General features: G+C 33.6%; 14 protein-coding genes and 1 other RNA gene. 1 reads left to right on the forward strand and 14 read right to left on the reverse strand.

The window, feature by feature from the left end:
* Positions 1-92 precede the first annotated feature (92 nt).
* The 11 genes from Q5I67_RS06855 to Q5I67_RS06905 form a co-directional block, all read right to left on the reverse strand.
* Positions 93-851 carry a zinc ribbon domain-containing protein gene (locus tag Q5I67_RS06855; RefSeq protein ID WP_302486830.1) on the reverse strand — a complete coding sequence of 253 codons (759 nt, stop codon included), beginning with the start codon at positions 849-851 and terminating at the stop codon, positions 93-95.
* A 155-nt stretch (positions 852-1006) separates the two neighbouring features.
* The gene (locus tag Q5I67_RS06860; protein WP_296898921.1) at positions 1007-1258 is read right to left on the reverse strand and encodes a pro-sigmaK processing inhibitor BofA family protein; all 252 of its coding nucleotides are present in this window, start codon (positions 1256-1258) and stop codon (positions 1007-1009) included.
* Between the two features lie 27 nt (positions 1259-1285).
* Positions 1286-1882 carry a recombination mediator RecR gene (gene recR, locus Q5I67_RS06865; protein WP_302486831.1) on the reverse strand — a complete coding sequence of 199 codons (597 nt, stop codon included), beginning with the start codon at positions 1880-1882 and terminating at the stop codon, positions 1286-1288.
* Positions 1882-2205: a YbaB/EbfC family nucleoid-associated protein gene (locus Q5I67_RS06870; RefSeq protein ID WP_008539847.1), complete on the reverse strand. Its 324-nt coding sequence runs from the start codon at positions 2203-2205 to the stop codon at positions 1882-1884. The genes recR and Q5I67_RS06870 overlap by 1 nt, the downstream gene beginning before the upstream one ends.
* 73 nt (positions 2206-2278) lie before the next feature.
* Positions 2279-4231 (reverse strand): DNA polymerase III subunit gamma/tau, encoded by a 1953-nt coding sequence (dnaX, locus tag Q5I67_RS06875; protein WP_302486832.1) that lies wholly within the window; start codon positions 4229-4231, stop codon positions 2279-2281.
* A 60-nt stretch (positions 4232-4291) separates the two neighbouring features.
* Positions 4292-4391: signal recognition particle sRNA small type (gene ffs, locus Q5I67_RS06880), an RNA gene on the reverse strand.
* Between the two features lie 494 nt (positions 4392-4885).
* Entirely contained in the window at positions 4886-5860 is a 975-nt protein-coding gene (hemB, locus tag Q5I67_RS06885) for a porphobilinogen synthase (protein ID WP_296923401.1), read from the reverse strand.
* Between the two features lie 6 nt (positions 5861-5866).
* Positions 5867-7378 (reverse strand): uroporphyrinogen-III C-methyltransferase, encoded by a 1512-nt coding sequence (gene cobA / locus Q5I67_RS06890; protein ID WP_296923398.1) that lies wholly within the window; start codon positions 7376-7378, stop codon positions 5867-5869.
* Positions 7379-7421: 43 nt separating this feature from the next.
* The gene (gene hemC, locus Q5I67_RS06895) at positions 7422-8366 is read right to left on the reverse strand and encodes a hydroxymethylbilane synthase (RefSeq protein ID WP_302486833.1); all 945 of its coding nucleotides are present in this window, start codon (positions 8364-8366) and stop codon (positions 7422-7424) included.
* Positions 8366-9646 (reverse strand): glutamyl-tRNA reductase, encoded by a 1281-nt coding sequence (gene hemA, locus Q5I67_RS06900; protein WP_302486834.1) that lies wholly within the window; start codon positions 9644-9646, stop codon positions 8366-8368. The genes hemC and hemA overlap by 1 nt, the downstream gene beginning before the upstream one ends.
* On the reverse strand, positions 9621-10253 hold the full coding sequence (locus Q5I67_RS06905) for a bifunctional precorrin-2 dehydrogenase/sirohydrochlorin ferrochelatase (RefSeq protein ID WP_302486835.1): 633 nt from the start codon (positions 10251-10253) through the stop codon (positions 9621-9623). Before Q5I67_RS06905 ends, hemA begins: the two co-directional genes overlap by 26 nt.
* Positions 10254-10581: 328 nt before the next feature.
* On the opposite strand from Q5I67_RS06905, the gene Q5I67_RS06910 reads away from it, so the two are divergent.
* Positions 10582-10956 carry a methylglyoxal synthase gene (locus tag Q5I67_RS06910; protein ID WP_296897425.1) on the forward strand — a complete coding sequence of 125 codons (375 nt, stop codon included), beginning with the start codon at positions 10582-10584 and terminating at the stop codon, positions 10954-10956.
* A gap of 79 nt (positions 10957-11035) precedes the next feature.
* Here Q5I67_RS06910 and Q5I67_RS06915 read toward each other — a convergent pair whose 3' ends face one another.
* The 3 genes from Q5I67_RS06915 to Q5I67_RS06925 form a co-directional block, all read right to left on the reverse strand.
* Positions 11036-11740 carry an SIMPL domain-containing protein gene (locus tag Q5I67_RS06915; protein ID WP_302486836.1) on the reverse strand — a complete coding sequence of 235 codons (705 nt, stop codon included), beginning with the start codon at positions 11738-11740 and terminating at the stop codon, positions 11036-11038.
* Positions 11741-11854: 114 nt separating this feature from the next.
* A complete protein-coding gene (gene ychF, locus Q5I67_RS06920) occupies positions 11855-12961 on the reverse strand; it encodes a redox-regulated ATPase YchF (protein ID WP_296923009.1) in 1107 nt (368 codons plus the stop codon).
* A gap of 54 nt (positions 12962-13015) precedes the next feature.
* Entirely contained in the window at positions 13016-14971 is a 1956-nt protein-coding gene (locus Q5I67_RS06925) for an LTA synthase family protein (RefSeq protein ID WP_302486837.1), read from the reverse strand.
* Between the last annotated feature and the right edge of the window lie 136 nt (positions 14972-15107).

Consider the following 15107-nt stretch of genomic DNA (forward strand, 5'->3'; position numbering starts at 1 on the left):
CTCATTTTATCACATCTAGGCAAATTTTATCTAAAAAATAAAAAACGACACCTTTAAATAGTGTCGCTTTTATACATAAAATCATTATTTAATTAAAATTTATTTTTATCTTTTGGTGGCGTAATATCTATTATTTTCCCACTTTTAGACTCAGTATACTCTGCATCCTGTTCATTTGTATATTGGTTATACTGCTGATATTCACTTTGATTTGCACCATTTAAACGGTTTCCACATTCAGGGCAGAATTTTGGTGGATTATTTCTATCTAGAGCCATCCATCCACAATTAGGACAACGGAAATTATCTTCAGCATATCTGCTACTAGCATAAGCATTAGTTTCATTTTTTTTGCCAAAAAGTTTACGGTAAATAGCCATAATCACCATTACTACGATACCGATAAGTACCACATTGGCAATTAAACCTAAAATATCACCCATGAAACCGCCAAAACCAAACATATTACTGAGCATGCTACCTAAAAACATACCACCAGCAAATAAGCCAATATTTCTCAATGCACTACCCCAACGACTACCAGACTGCTGATTATTAGCAGTATTTGCAGTGTTATTTGTAGTATTTGTTTTATTGGCAGTATTTGTACTTGCATTATTTGTCGTATTATTTGTAGTTGCGTTAGACTTAGGTGCTTCTGTAGCATTGGATTTTGGAGCATCTGTTTTTGGTGTTGTAGTTGTTGTTGATTTTGTAGATGGAGTCAAAGATTTTGTTGTACTAGCTGAAGCTTTAAAACCGCCTCCACCAGATTTTGCTTTTGCCATGCCGATACCACTAAAAGCAAAAACACACACCATCACAATTGCTAATATTTTTTTGAAATTCATTATACACACTCTCTTTTATTTTAATAGTTATTTTCTATCTAAATTATAGTTATTTTAACATATAAAATATAATCAATCAATTATCTAATTAACTATTATATCTAATTTTAATCTATATTTAATCTAAAAAAAGCTACAGTCAATAACTGTAGCTTTTATAACATCGCATAAATCGCTAGTACCAAAACACCTGGTACACCAAATATTCCCGCTATTAATGCCGTTATAAAATTAATAGGAATATAAACAAAACCTAAAAAGTTTATAACATATAAAACAATAGCACCAATAATGCTATTATAAATACAATTCCATAAAATTTTAAGTGGCATAGAAAAGATTTTAGTGAATGCACATAAAACTAATAGACCAACAAAAAATGCAATAACTAATGTAGATTCTATCATAAAATCACAACCTTTATCTTAATGAGCTTACATTTCTCGACGATTTTCAATAGCTTTAGCCAAAGTTACCTCATCTGCATATTCTAAATCGCCACCAACTGGAAGCCCATGAGCAATTCTTGTTACTTTTATGCCTAGTGGTTTCAATAATTTGGCAATGTACATAGCTGTTGCTTCACCTTCGATATTAGGATTTGTAGCCATGATAACTTCTTTCACTTTATCATCATACAAACGATTTAATAATTCTTTGATATGAATATCCTCTGGCCCTACTCCTTCAATCGGCGATAATGCACCATGTAATACATGATAAACACCTTTATAATCTCGCATACGTTCCATGGCCACTACATCTTTGGGCTGTTCAACCACACAAATAGTAGAATGATCTCTATTTGGTGATGTACAGATAGCACAAGGATCTGTATCACTGAGATTAAAACAACAACTACAAAAGCCTATTTTTTCTTTAGCTTCAATAATAGCCTGCGCCAAGGCTTTTGCTTGGGCAGGCTCCATGTCTAAAATATGATATGCTAAGCGTACAGCTGTCTTAGAACCAATTCCTGGCAAAGCACGAAAATGCTCTATTAGCTTAGCCATAGGCTCAATATATCTCATTAGAATAATCCAGCTGGAAGATTTAAACCACTAGTTAATTTGCTCATTTCACTAGCCATCATTTCATCTACTTTTACCATAGCTTGATTTACAGCAGATAAAATAAGGTCTTGTAACATTTCTACATCTTCTGGGTCTACTGCAGCTTTATCAATAACAAGGGATTGCATCTGTTTTTCACCGTTCATAACGACTTTAACAACACCGCCACCAACGCTTACTTCAACAGTTTTCTTTTTGAGTTCATCTTGCATTTTTTTCATATCAGCTTGCATTTTCTGAACTTTTTTCATCATGCCAGCCATATTACCTTGGTTAAACATCAAAATACCTCCATATAAAATATTTTTCTCTATCTAGAGTATCAAAATAAAATAAAATCGTCAATTATCAATCTTATTTATTATTTTCAGGAATTATCTTTCCACCAAAAATCTCAATCGCCGTCTGTAATGTATGTTTACCTTCTGGAGTCATATCATCATAATTGACATCTGAAGAAGCTATATCTACATAATCATCATCTGTAGGCATTGGTATATCTGCTTGATAATCACCTTGCGGTAATACATCTTCATCTTCAATCATCGGGATTGTTACTTTTGGTGCTTTTATTTCCTGTAATTTACCAACATTGTCATTATTATTATTTATAAAATTATTAGCTTGTGGCATTTGCGTTATTTTCAAATCTCCACAAGTACAGACTAAACGTAAATTATGACCTGTAACATTTTGTAAAACATCTTCTATCAATAAACGATAATCATCTTTTTCTGTACGAGCTTGTAAAAATGGACTATCAAAATGAATAAAAAATTGATTATCTGCTATGCGATAAGGTAATGCCCTATTCACGCAGGCCACTACAACTTTTTTGCGACGAGCATTAAGCCCTGCTAATACATTTTGCCATATGGCTGTAGCATCAGCATTTTCCATTGGCATCACATTAACATTAATATTTTTATTTCCACTATTGATAGAATTTGCCTTTGCTTTCATCATCGGTTGTTGCAATGGCATTGTTTGCATTTGTTCTATATTATTATTCGTACTTACTGGAGTATTTCCTGTAGATGCAGTCTTATATTTTTCTTGCATATTGGCAAGTTGACTGCTTAATGCTTTCACTATTCTATCCAAACGAGAAACAGTCTGCTCTAATGCCATTATTTTAGCCTCTGAAGCACCTTTGTTGTTTACTGCAGATATATTATTATTTATCATTGGCATTATTTTTTCTGAACTGTTATCTTCAGCTTCGCCTTGCCAGCATAATTTTAAAAATAAAACTTCTGCTGTTATTCTAGGTTGACTTGCCCATTTTATTTCATTAATCGCTTCATGTATTTTTTGAATGATTTGCATTATTTGCTCATGCGTAAATGATTTGGCCTGACGAGCTAATATTTCTTCATCTTCAAAATACATATTTAAATTTAATAATTTATTTGAAGCTTTGTAGAGCATAATTGAACGGAAATGCAATACCAATTCATTCAATAATTGTTTTATTTCCTTACCTTGAGCTATTACCTCATCGAGGACAGTTAAAATAGTTTGACTATCTTTTTGAGCTAAAGCATCTGTTATCTGCCATATCCAATCATGACCGACAAGCCCTAATACTTTTCTTACCTGAGTGACTGTAAGTTCATCTTTAGTAAAAGCAAGGCATTGGTCTAACAAACTAAGTGCATCACGCATACCACCATCGGCTTGGATAGCAATTACAGACAATGCATCTTTATCTGCATTTAATCCCATCTCATCGGTAATCATCACCAGTCGCTTTAAGATATCATCTTTGGTTATGCGTTTAAAATCATATCTTTGACAACGTGATTGTATTGTTATTGGCACCTTATGCACTTCTGTCGTTGCCAAAATAAATACAACATGAGATGGTGGTTCTTCTAAAGTCTTCAACAGAGCATTAAAAGCTTCTGTCGTCAACATATGAACTTCATCAATGATATATACTTTATATTTACCATCTACAGGAGCGAATTTTACAGTTTCACGTAAATCACGGATTTCATCAATACCACGATTAGAAGCCGCATCTATTTCAAAAACATCCATGAATGAACCATCATTTATCTTTTGACAACATACACATTGATTACAAGGTATTGGTGTCGGTCCATGCTCGCAATTTAAAGCTTTTGCCAAAATCTTAGCTGTGCTTGTCTTTCCTGTACCACGTGGCCCAGAAAATAAATATGCATGAGCTACTTTACCTGTATTTATGGCATTTGATAAAGTTTCACTGATATGTTCTTGGCCTATAAGATCCGAAAAATCCTGTGGTCTCCACTTTCGGTAAAGTGCCATATAAGCCATAATAAATGCTCCTCCTCCTATTTTTGGATATAAAAAAAGCAGCTTCTCAGGTAAGAACACGGTATTCAGGCGCCCTCACGGCACATGAAGATGATCACTTACCGTTGCTCCCTTCCGGACCTGGCGGGGTTCATGAGTCTCCATTGCGCGAGACCCGAATACCGCAGTCTTACATGAGAAACTGCTCATGAATGATATTTTAGCATAAAAAAAGAATTATTACAAGTGTTCATTTCTTTGATGGCAAAGAAACGAACCAAAGAAAGCCACCGCAGATAAAATTTGAACTTTGAAAATAATTATCGCTTCATACAACGCTTAGAAACTCGCTTCGCTCAAACATTCAGACTAAAAACGTATTCAGCGATAATTATTTTCAATAACCTAAAGGTTACCATTCAAATTTTATAATGCGGAAATTAATAGTACGGTATTATTAATAAATACCAAACTTCCCCGCGTTAGCAGACTTTTACGGTAGCTAAAAGCTATTGGCAAAGATAAAATCAGGGCTACGGTTTTAGTCCTACTGTTTGAGCGAAGCGAGTTTAGAGCGTTGTAGACATGATTTTATCTTTGCCAAAGTAAAATCAATATCGCGGGTGTATTTTCTTTTTGGTTCGTTTTTCTTTTAAACAAAAGAAAAATGAATATTTAACCTTTTAACCATTTTGCTACATCAATAGCATGATATGTGATGATGATATCTGCACCTGCACGTTTCATACTGAGAAGTGTTTCCATGACGATGCGTTTTTCATCAATCCAGCCATTTTGAGCTGCTGCTTTTACCATGGAATATTCACCACTTACATTATATACAGCTACAGGGCGATCGATTTTATCGCGAACTTGACGAACGATATCGAGATAGCATAAAGCAGGTTTTACCATGATGAAATCTGCTCCTTCTTCCATATCAAGTTCTACTTCTTTCATCGCTTCACGGCTATTAGCAGGATCCATCTGATAAGCTCTTCTATCACCAAATTGAGGAGCAGAATCTGCTGCATCTCTGAATGGTCCATAATATCCAGAAGCATATTTTACTGCATAAGACATGATAGATACATTTTTAAAGCCAGCTTCATCTAAAGCTTCACGAAGCACTGCAATTCTACCATCCATCATATCAGATGGAGCGATGATGTCTGCACCACTTTGTGCTTGGCTTACAGCTACTTTTGCTAATAATTTTAAAGTAGCATCATTATCTACTTCATGACCACAGAGCTGACCGCAATGACCATGTGTTGTATATTGGCAAAGACATACATCACCGATGATTACGAGATTTGGCACAGCTTCTTTAATCGCACGCATAGCACGTTGTACAGGACTATTTAAATCCCATGCACTAGAACCTATTTCATCTTTATATTCAGGAAGACCAAAAACTTCAATTGCTGGTATTCCAAGTTCATAAACTTCTTTAGCTACTTTTACTGCATTATCTACAGAAAGATGATATACCTCTGGCATGCTAGGAATTTCTTCTTTTACATTTTCACCAGCAACCACAAAGATAGGATAAACTAAATCTTTTACAGATAAAGAATTTTCACGAACCATGTCGCGAACAGCGTTATTTAAACGCAAACGGCGTGGTCTTAAAGTATTGAGTTTCATCAATAGTCACCATCCAAAATTTTTTATTTTTGCTACTAAACCATCTATAGTATATACATCGGCTTCTACATCAACTGTAAGCCCATGGTTTTTACAAGTATTGGCTGTGATAGGGCCAATGCTTGCTTTAGCTACATTATTTAATAAAGATTTATCTTCATCAATTAATTTTAAAAGATTTTCTACTGTGGATGAACTTGTAAATGTTACCATATCTACTTTATGTTCTTTCAATAAAGCTTTTATTTCTTCTTTATTTGTATCTGCCATTTTTGTAGTATATGTTTCTGCTACATCTACAATAGCACCTAATTGACGAAGTCCTATTGGCAAAGCTTCGCGAGCTTTTTGTGCTCTCGGTATTAAAACTTTTGTGCCTTCTTTGATATCATCTTTTAAGACATTTAAAATACCTTCTGCCATAAACATTGTTGGTACTTTATCTGCGATGATACCATAATTTTTCAATCTATTTGCAGTAGATGTACCAATAGCTGCTACTTTAGCATCTCTTAAACTACGTACATCTAATCCTTTTTCATTTAAACGAGCAAAAAATCTATCTACACCATTTGTACTAGTGAAGATAATCCATTCATATTCACCGATTTTAGCGATAGCTTTATCTAAGCTTGCAAAATCATCATCAGGAGTTGTGATTTTTATAGCTGGAGCTTCGATACAATTTGCACCTAAAGCTTCTAATGCTGTTGTCAATTTAGAAGCCTGTTCGCGAGCTCTTGTAACTAAGATATTTTTGCCAAATAATGGTTTATTATCAAACCATTGAATTGTCTGACGTAAATTTACTACATTACCGACTACAAAAACTGCTGGTGGTTTTAAATTATGTTTTTTTACATCTTCTACAGCATTACCTACTGTAGTCACTAATACTTCTTGTTCTGCTTTTGTACCCCAACGCACTAAAGCAGCTGGCGTATCTGCACTTCTACCGTATTTAATCAACTGACTTGTGATATGTGGTAAATTACCTACCCCCATCAAAAATACTAATGTATCTACAGCGGTAGCTAATTTTTCCCAATTTATATCAGATTTTCCCTTTGTTGGATCTTCATGGCCTGTGATTACAGCAAAAGATACTGCCACTTTACGATTAGTCACAGGAATACCTGCATAAGCAGGTGCTGCAATAGCAGAGCTGATACCTGGTACGATTTCAAAAGCTACATTATTTTTCTTTAAAACTTCTGCTTCTTCACCGCCACGACCAAATACAAATGGATCGCCACCTTTTAAACGCACCACGCATTTTCCTTCTTTAGCTTTATCGGCGATAAGTTGGCTGATATCTTCTTGACGCATTGCATGATTGCCTGCTTTTTTACCTACATAAATATATTCGACATCATCTCTAGCAAAAGCCATCAAGCGTTTATCTGCTAAATAGTCGCAAATGACTACATCGGCTTTTTCCAAACATTCTTTGCCCTTTAAAGTAATCAGGCGATAATCTCCAGGACCTGCACCTACTAAATAAACCATTCCATTCATTAATAAAAACCTCCAAAAGATAAATTAATACCCAATTACTTATTTATGCTTTATCCAAACAACATAAACCCAAGCTTTGCATAATCTCAAGTCCACCATTAGCTAAAAGTTTTTCTGCCAAATTTTTTCCTAAAACTTGTGCTTCATTTCTTGAACCTATGATTTTATCACGAATTATACATTTGCCATCAATAGAACCAATTACTGCTTCTACTGATAATCTATCATCGTCCTCAACTTGAGCATAAACACCCACTGGCACTTGGCAACCGCCTTCAACACGAGCTAAAAAACTACGTTCTGCTTTTGTCGCATCTGCAGTTTTATCATCATGCAAAAATTGAAGCATCTGTTTTATTTCTTCATCATCTTCTCTAGTTTCTATAGCCAAAGCACCTTGCCCTACAGCAGGAAGACAGATTTTACGAGGAATAATCTGTGTTATTTTATCACCAAAGCCCAATCTTTTAAGCCCTGCTACAGCTAAGACTATTGCATCAAAATTTTCTTCTTCGAGTTTACGAAGTCTTGTATTTACATTACCACGAAGACTATGAATATCTAAATCTGGACGAGCTTTTAATAATTGAGCTTTGCGACGAAGACTAGATGTTCCGACTTTAGCCCCTTGCGGTAAATTTTCTAAAGTTTTATATTTTGGACTAACTAAAGCATCTCCACAATCTAAACGCTTAGTTATCGTAGTCAAAGATAATCCTTTCGGTAATACAGTTGGCATATCTTTTAAACTATGTACTGCTAAATCTACACGTTTTTCTAACATTGCCACTTCAAGTTCTTTTGTAAATAATCCTTTACCACCGATTTTAGCAAGTGGCACATCAAGAATTTTATCGCCTTTAGTCACAATATGCATTAGTTCTATTTCTAATCCTTCATATTGTTTACGCAAACGATCAGCCACATATTCAGCTTGCCATAAAGCTAATTTACTGCTACGTGTACCAATAACTATTTTTTTACGCACTACTCGTCCCTCTCTTTTAATATATCTATTTTAAATAACTTAGTTACAGCGTTCACATAATAATCTTCTTGCTGTGTTCCAGCAAAACTATTTAATTTAATCATCGGTTCACGCAATAATTTACGAACAATCATATGCGACATATGTTCAATTTCTCTGATTTGAGTTTCATTCAAATCACCGAGTTTAGTCATCGCTCTTTTCACTTCACGACGACGAATGCGTTCAGCTTTTGTAGATAAACGAGCCATTACTGGCTGACAAGATAAGTATTGAAAACGCTCTAAAATAGAATCAACTTCTTCATCTATGATTTTTTGAGCTTGATATGCTTCATATTCACGTTCTTTAATATTATCTTCAACTACAGCTTCCAAATCATCGATATTATATAATTCTACACCTTTTATTTCCGCTACATCTGGATCAACATCACGAGGAACAGCTATATCAATGATAACAAGTGGTCTGCCCTTTCGCTTAGACATGAATAACTGTGTTTCCCATGGTTTTACTACATAATGTGGTGCTCCTGTTGAAGTTACTACGATATCCACATCATTTGCTTTGCGTAAGGCTTCACGAAAACCTACTGCTTCACCGCCAAATTTACTAGCTAATTCCTGTGCTTTATCAAAATGTCTATTTGCTACATAAATCTTTTGAGCACCTTTGCCCATCAAATTACGGGCAGTGAGTTCTGCCATTTGACCTGCACCATAGATAAGTGTATTGCTATGTTCTAAAGTGCCAAAAATCTTCAAAGCTAATTGTACGGCAGCATAACTAACCGATACTGCATTATATGCAATTCTAGTTTCTGTACGCACTCTTTTTCCAGTAGTAATCGCACGATGAAATAAAGTATTTAAAATTGTATTTGTCGCCTGAGCTTCTCTTGCCATAGAATAAGCTTTCTTCACTTGGCTCAATATCTGACCTTCACCAATAATGAGTGAATCCAAACTAGAAGCTACTGCAAATAAATGTTTTATGCAATCTTTATCCACATAATAATAAAAATACTCATCTTTAGCATCATCACTACCTGCAAGGGCAAAGAAAAATTCTTTTATATCTTGCATATTTTCCTCAGCATCGTCCACTACAGCATAAATCTCTGTACGATTACAAGTAGATAAAATTACAGCTTCACTGATACCATTATAATTATCTAAATGACGTAATCCTTTATTGATATTATCTACAGAAATAGTAAATCTTTCACGTACTTCTACAGATACAGTTTTATGATTAAGCCCTAAAACTACTAATTGCATCTCTTATGCTCGCCTCCGCTTCATCATATTTTTTATTTTTTACAAGTTCCATCACATCATCACTTAAAGCACTACGCCAAAAGATTTCACGATCATCACTTGTAGGCAATGTTTTAATAGCTTCTTTTCTCAACTGCACCAATCTATCTAGCCATTTAGCATATGTTTCATCAAATTCTCGTTCCATTTTGCAACGCAAATACTTTGCTAATGCTGGGGATTTTCCATTAGTAGAAAAAGTTACTAACAGATCACCTCTTCTGATTTTTGCAGGTAAAGCAAAATCACAAAATTCCAATCTATCGACTACATTCAATATTACTTTTTTTTGCTTTGCTTCCCTTTGAACTTCCGCATTTATCTTTTCATTACCTATAGCACAAATAGCCAAAGTAAAATCATCTAAATCTCCTTGTTCATAGCATTTTTTTTGCCAAATAATGCGTTTTTCCTCTACTAATTTAGCCAATTCTGCTACAATCTCTGGAGAAATAACTGTGACCTTTGCTTTAGCATCTAACAAACCCTTTACTTTTCTTAGTGCTACATGTCCGCCACCTAAGACTACACAAGGTTTATTATCCAAAATCAAATTAATAGGATACACACCCACACCTCTTCAAAATATGAACTTAATTCACTTTTTATAATTATACCGCAATAAATATGCTCTATCAACACTTAAAGTAATATTATACAATAAGCTACGCATTTTATTAATAGTTTTCATAACTTACCACTCAATTATTTTACCTGAATTTTTCTTTACCAAAAAAGTCAAATAGTTTATACTTATAATATCCCTTAAATGTTTATGTCGATACAAAGAAGATTAATATATGGAAATCCTCTTACGTCTTATCTTTCCCCTATATTCCTTTTCTTTGCTTCCATAACAAATGATGAGGAATTAAATTATTAAGTAGGTGTTAATTATGAAAACTATCGCTTTAATTGCCCATGACCAGAAAAAAGAAGAAATGCTTGAATTTGTCGGCAATCATCTTGATGTTTTAAAACAATTTCATCTTGTAGCTACTCGCACAACTGGTACATTAATCAATGAAAAATATCATTTAAATGTTGAAACTATGATGTCTGGCCCATTAGGTGGTGACCAACAAATCGGTGCTATGGTAGCTACTGAAAAAGTTGATTATGTAATTTTTATGCGTGATCCACTAAATGCTCAACCTCATGAACCTGATATCAATGCTCTTCTTCGTATTTGTGACGTTCATAATATTCCACTTGCTACAAACCGCAAAAGTGCTCATATCTTGATTAAATATGCAGCTGAAAAATTATAATAAAAAAACGACTTTAGTTTTAATATAGCTAAAGTCGTTTTTTATTTAATCATATTTCCTTTAATTAATTTATTTTAATTCAATTCATCTCAAAAACAACTGATACATTTGCTCTTACGCTGATATCTCCACTTTGAATAGGTGAAGCTACTCCTGTAGCATCAGCTGCTTTCATATACATAGCATTGCTAAAATTCCTAGCTTCAATATAAGTATTACCAGTATTTACGCTAACTACATTTATTATGGATTTTCCTAAACTGTTAGCAATAACCTGTGCTTTACTCTTAGCATCCAACACTGCTTGCTGTAATACTTTATCTTTATAGATTTTGCTATCTTTCAAGCCAAATTCTATAGAATTTACATTACTAGCACCAGCATTAATCGCTGTATCAATTACAGTTCCTACCATATCAATATCATCTATAGTAACTGTTATTTCATTAGACACACTATAGCCAGTGATTTCTCTACTATTGTCTTTTGTGTTATATACGGGATATAAATTATAATTTGTCGTCTGCATTTTATCTTTAGTAATCGCTAATCCCAATATAGCATTTTGAATTTTTTGCATGATTTGAGCATTTTGTGCTGAAGCTAATTTTGCATCTTTTGCAGTATTTTCAATGCTAATACTTATAGTTGCTTTATCTGGAGCAACTTTTATTGTAGAGCTTCCATCTACAGAAATTGTTCTCAAATCCTGTGCTTGTACTAGACTGCAAGAAAACAAAATACAAATTGCCATGACTAAACCGACTAAATTAAATTTACGCATAAATAACACTTCCTTTACTCATAATTTGTTCATAAATTAATTAAATTATTTAAATTTTGTTGAAATTCTCCAGATAAAATATAGGGAATATGCTTCCCTATATTTATTTATAGATTAAACATTAAAACGGAAATGTGTAACATCGCCATCTTGCATGATATAATCTTTACCTTCTACACGCACTTGACCTTTTTCACGAGCTGCTGCTACGCTTCCAGAAGCTACTAAATCATCATAAGATACGATTTCTGCACGAATAAATCCACGTTCAATATCAGAGTGAATTTTGCCTGCTGCCTGTGGTGCTTTTGTTCCTATTTTAATAGTCCATGCACGACATTCATCTTCACCAGCAGTCAAGAATGTCATAAGTCCTAATAATTTAAAAGCTGCTTTGATTAATTTATTAAGACCAGATTCTTCAAGTCCTAAATCAGATAAAAATTCTCTTGCTTCATCTTCATCAAGTTCTGCAATTTCAGATTCAACTTTAGCAGAAATTACAACTACACCTGCATTTTCTTTTTGAGCATATTCTTTTACTTTTGCTACATATTCGTTATCATTTTCAGCAGTAGCAGCTTCATCTTCACTGACATTAGCTACATATAAAATAGGTTTTAAAGTCAATAAATTTAAATCTTTAATGAGTTCTAATTCATCTTCACTGAGTTCTGCTTGACGGGCTGGAATAGCTTCTTCTACTACTTTTTTTACTTTTTCTAAAACAGCTTCTTCAGCACGAGCTTCTTTATTACCGCTTTTAGCTGTACGAGAAACTCTATCTAAACGTTTTTCTACAGAATCAAGGTCTGCTAAACAAAGTTCAGTGTTGATGATTTCAATATCACGGATTGGATCTACGCTACCTTCAACGTGAGTGATATCACCACTAGCAAAACAACGTACAACATGAGCTACTGCATCTACTTGACGAATATGGGATAAGAATTTATTTCCTAAACCTTCACCACGAGAAGCACCTTTTACTAAACCTGCAATATCAACAAAGCTTACACTTGCAGGCGTAGTTTTTTTAGAATTGTACATTTCATGAAGAACTTTTAATCTTTCATCAGGAACATCTACAACACCTACATTTGGTTCAATTGTGCAAAATGGATAGTTTGCTGCTTCTGCACCTGCTTTTGTAATAGCATTAAATAATGTAGATTTACCCACATTTGGCAATCCTACAATACCAACTTCTAAATTACTCAAAATTATTCACCCTATCTTTTTTATTTTTCTATATAATTATACCTTATTCTTATTTTACTGCAACAAGGCTTCATCTATAATTGTACCATATTTGCCAAGCCACCAAGAAGTAGCTCTTACACCATTTATATAATTTTCTAATATAGTCTTATCTGGTAAGATTTCACGACCAAAATACTGAGGTTTTTCTATTAAATCATCAGTATTGCCGATAGCATCAGCAGTTATCCAAAAAGCATAACTTTGACCTAATTTATTTTCACTTAAAGATTTACCCACACTATAATAAGTAAAACCTTTTGGAGCTATTAAATCTATCACTGTTGGCATAATATCTATCTGACTTCCCGCCATATCTTCTGGTAGAAAATCTTTCTGTATGCCCTTTCCTGTGATGATAAGTGGCACGCTATAGCGTTCATACATAGTAGGCACTTTATCAATATTATATCTATCAGCATGGTCACCTACAAAAATAAATAAGCTATCTGGATATTTTGCTTTTACTTTATTGATGAAATCACCTGCCATCTTATCTGCATACCAAAAATGACCGAGTTCTTTGATTAATTCCTGATTATTTTTTTCTTTATCTGGCAATCCTTCGACTACCTTACTAGCATCAAAGCCCACTTTTTCCAAGTCAATATTAAATGGTGAATGATTGGATGTATTTAAAATCACCGAGAAAGTCATTTTATCATCATCAATCTGTTTAAAAATAGCATCATATAAATATTCATCATCAGCACCCCATACGCTACCTGTAGCATTAGGATCAATATTTCCTCTACTATAAAAATTATCAAAGCCTTGTGCTAATGTAAATTCTTGAATATTTTCCCATGTAGCAGGGCCAGAATACCAAAAACTTGTTTCATAACCTAAATTTTTCATCTGCGGAGCTGTTGCCGTGATATAAGGATTTGCCAACGCTTCAGGCATAGTAGTCAAATATAAATTAGAATTTGCCATGCCTGTAACCATTGTCATCAAGGCACCTACTGTACTTGAGCCACTAGGCAACATATGCGAAGTATAAATCGTGTCATCTTCCGCGATTATTTTCTTCATATTATCGGCAATATGCAAATCGCTATATTTATCCAATAATGGCCAGTTCGCATAGCTTTCTGAAACAATCACAAAAATATGTTTTGGTTTTTCTAGCTTAGCCCCCGTAGCTTCTTTAGCTAAATATACACTTAAATCATTTCCGCCATCTTTATTAGTCAAAGATTTTGCCAAATCCCTTACATTTTGTGCTGAAAAACTAAGGCCATTACAAGCTTCCATACGCATCTGATTTGCATATGCCCGATAAATAGCCTGATAATCATCTAAAATAGACTCATTTAAAAATGTATCATTCGTAATCCCTGCATTTTCCCAATTTACACCAGATTTCCAGCTCCAACCGCCACCATATAAGGATAATGTACCTAAAACATATACACACATGAGCAAGGAAACTGTTTTTATTTTCTCTGGTAATATTTGCCATCTTTTAAATTTAAAATTATAAGCTAAAAATTTGTTAAAAGCATAATTCAAGATAGCAACTAGAACAATTACTAATAGCAATTTCAATGGCAACTGAAATTCTTCTACTAAAGAAATAAATAATGCATATAAATCTTCATGCATTGCTGTAAATAACATTTGATTGAAACCGCTATGGAATTGTTGATAAAAAGGAAACCTTGCTATAAATAATAATGTAGTTACAAATAATGCCAAAAAAGAACAGATATAGCGAAAATACTTCAATCTATGCCATACAGCCTCAGCGATAAAACCGATGAGCATAAATAAAGTAAGTCCACCTGCTGTTTGTAGACTTAATTTTGCCCCACTAAAAATAGCTGTAAGTATTAAATTATGTCCACTATCCGCACTGAGATATTCACTCATACCCCAAATAAAAATCAAACGATAAACACATAATAATAACCAAAAAAAGATAAAAGTTTTTATTATTTTTGTTAAATTTTTATTTAAACCTAACAAAATTTTATCTAGCAATATAATCCTTCTTTCCGCTTTATGAAAATCACTAAAACTTTACAATAACTTTATTATACTGCTATATTATACAAAAAATTTTTTCACTTATAAATACAATATTAATTAAAATCATAGAAAA

This window comes from uncultured Megamonas sp. (genome assembly GCF_958438645.1).
Taxonomy (GTDB): Bacteria; Bacillota; Negativicutes; order Selenomonadales; family Selenomonadaceae; genus Megamonas.

Excerpts from the sequence above, each read along its gene's own strand:
- dnaX (WP_302486832.1), bottom strand. The coding sequence starts at position 4,231 with ATGGCTTATATGGCACTTTACCGAAAGTGGAGACCACAGGATTTTTCG.
- hemB (WP_296923401.1), bottom strand. The coding sequence starts at position 5,860 with ATGAAACTCAATACTTTAAGACCACGCCGTTTGCGTTTAAATAACGCT.
- Q5I67_RS06910 (WP_296897425.1), top strand. The coding sequence starts at position 10,582 with ATGAAAACTATCGCTTTAATTGCCCATGACCAGAAAAAAGAAGAAATG.
- hemA (WP_302486834.1), bottom strand. The coding sequence starts at position 9,646 with ATGCAATTAGTAGTTTTAGGGCTTAATCATAAAACTGTATCTGTAGAA.
- Q5I67_RS06870 (WP_008539847.1), bottom strand. The coding sequence starts at position 2,205 with ATGTTTAACCAAGGTAATATGGCTGGCATGATGAAAAAAGTTCAGAAA.
- Q5I67_RS06860 (WP_296898921.1), bottom strand. The coding sequence starts at position 1,258 with ATGATAGAATCTACATTAGTTATTGCATTTTTTGTTGGTCTATTAGTT.
- recR (WP_302486831.1), bottom strand. The coding sequence starts at position 1,882 with ATGAGATATATTGAGCCTATGGCTAAGCTAATAGAGCATTTTCGTGCT.
- Q5I67_RS06915 (WP_302486836.1), bottom strand. The coding sequence starts at position 11,740 with ATGCGTAAATTTAATTTAGTCGGTTTAGTCATGGCAATTTGTATTTTG.
- Q5I67_RS06855 (WP_302486830.1), bottom strand. The coding sequence starts at position 851 with ATGAATTTCAAAAAAATATTAGCAATTGTGATGGTGTGTGTTTTTGCT.
- cobA (WP_296923398.1), bottom strand. The coding sequence starts at position 7,378 with ATGAATGGAATGGTTTATTTAGTAGGTGCAGGTCCTGGAGATTATCGC.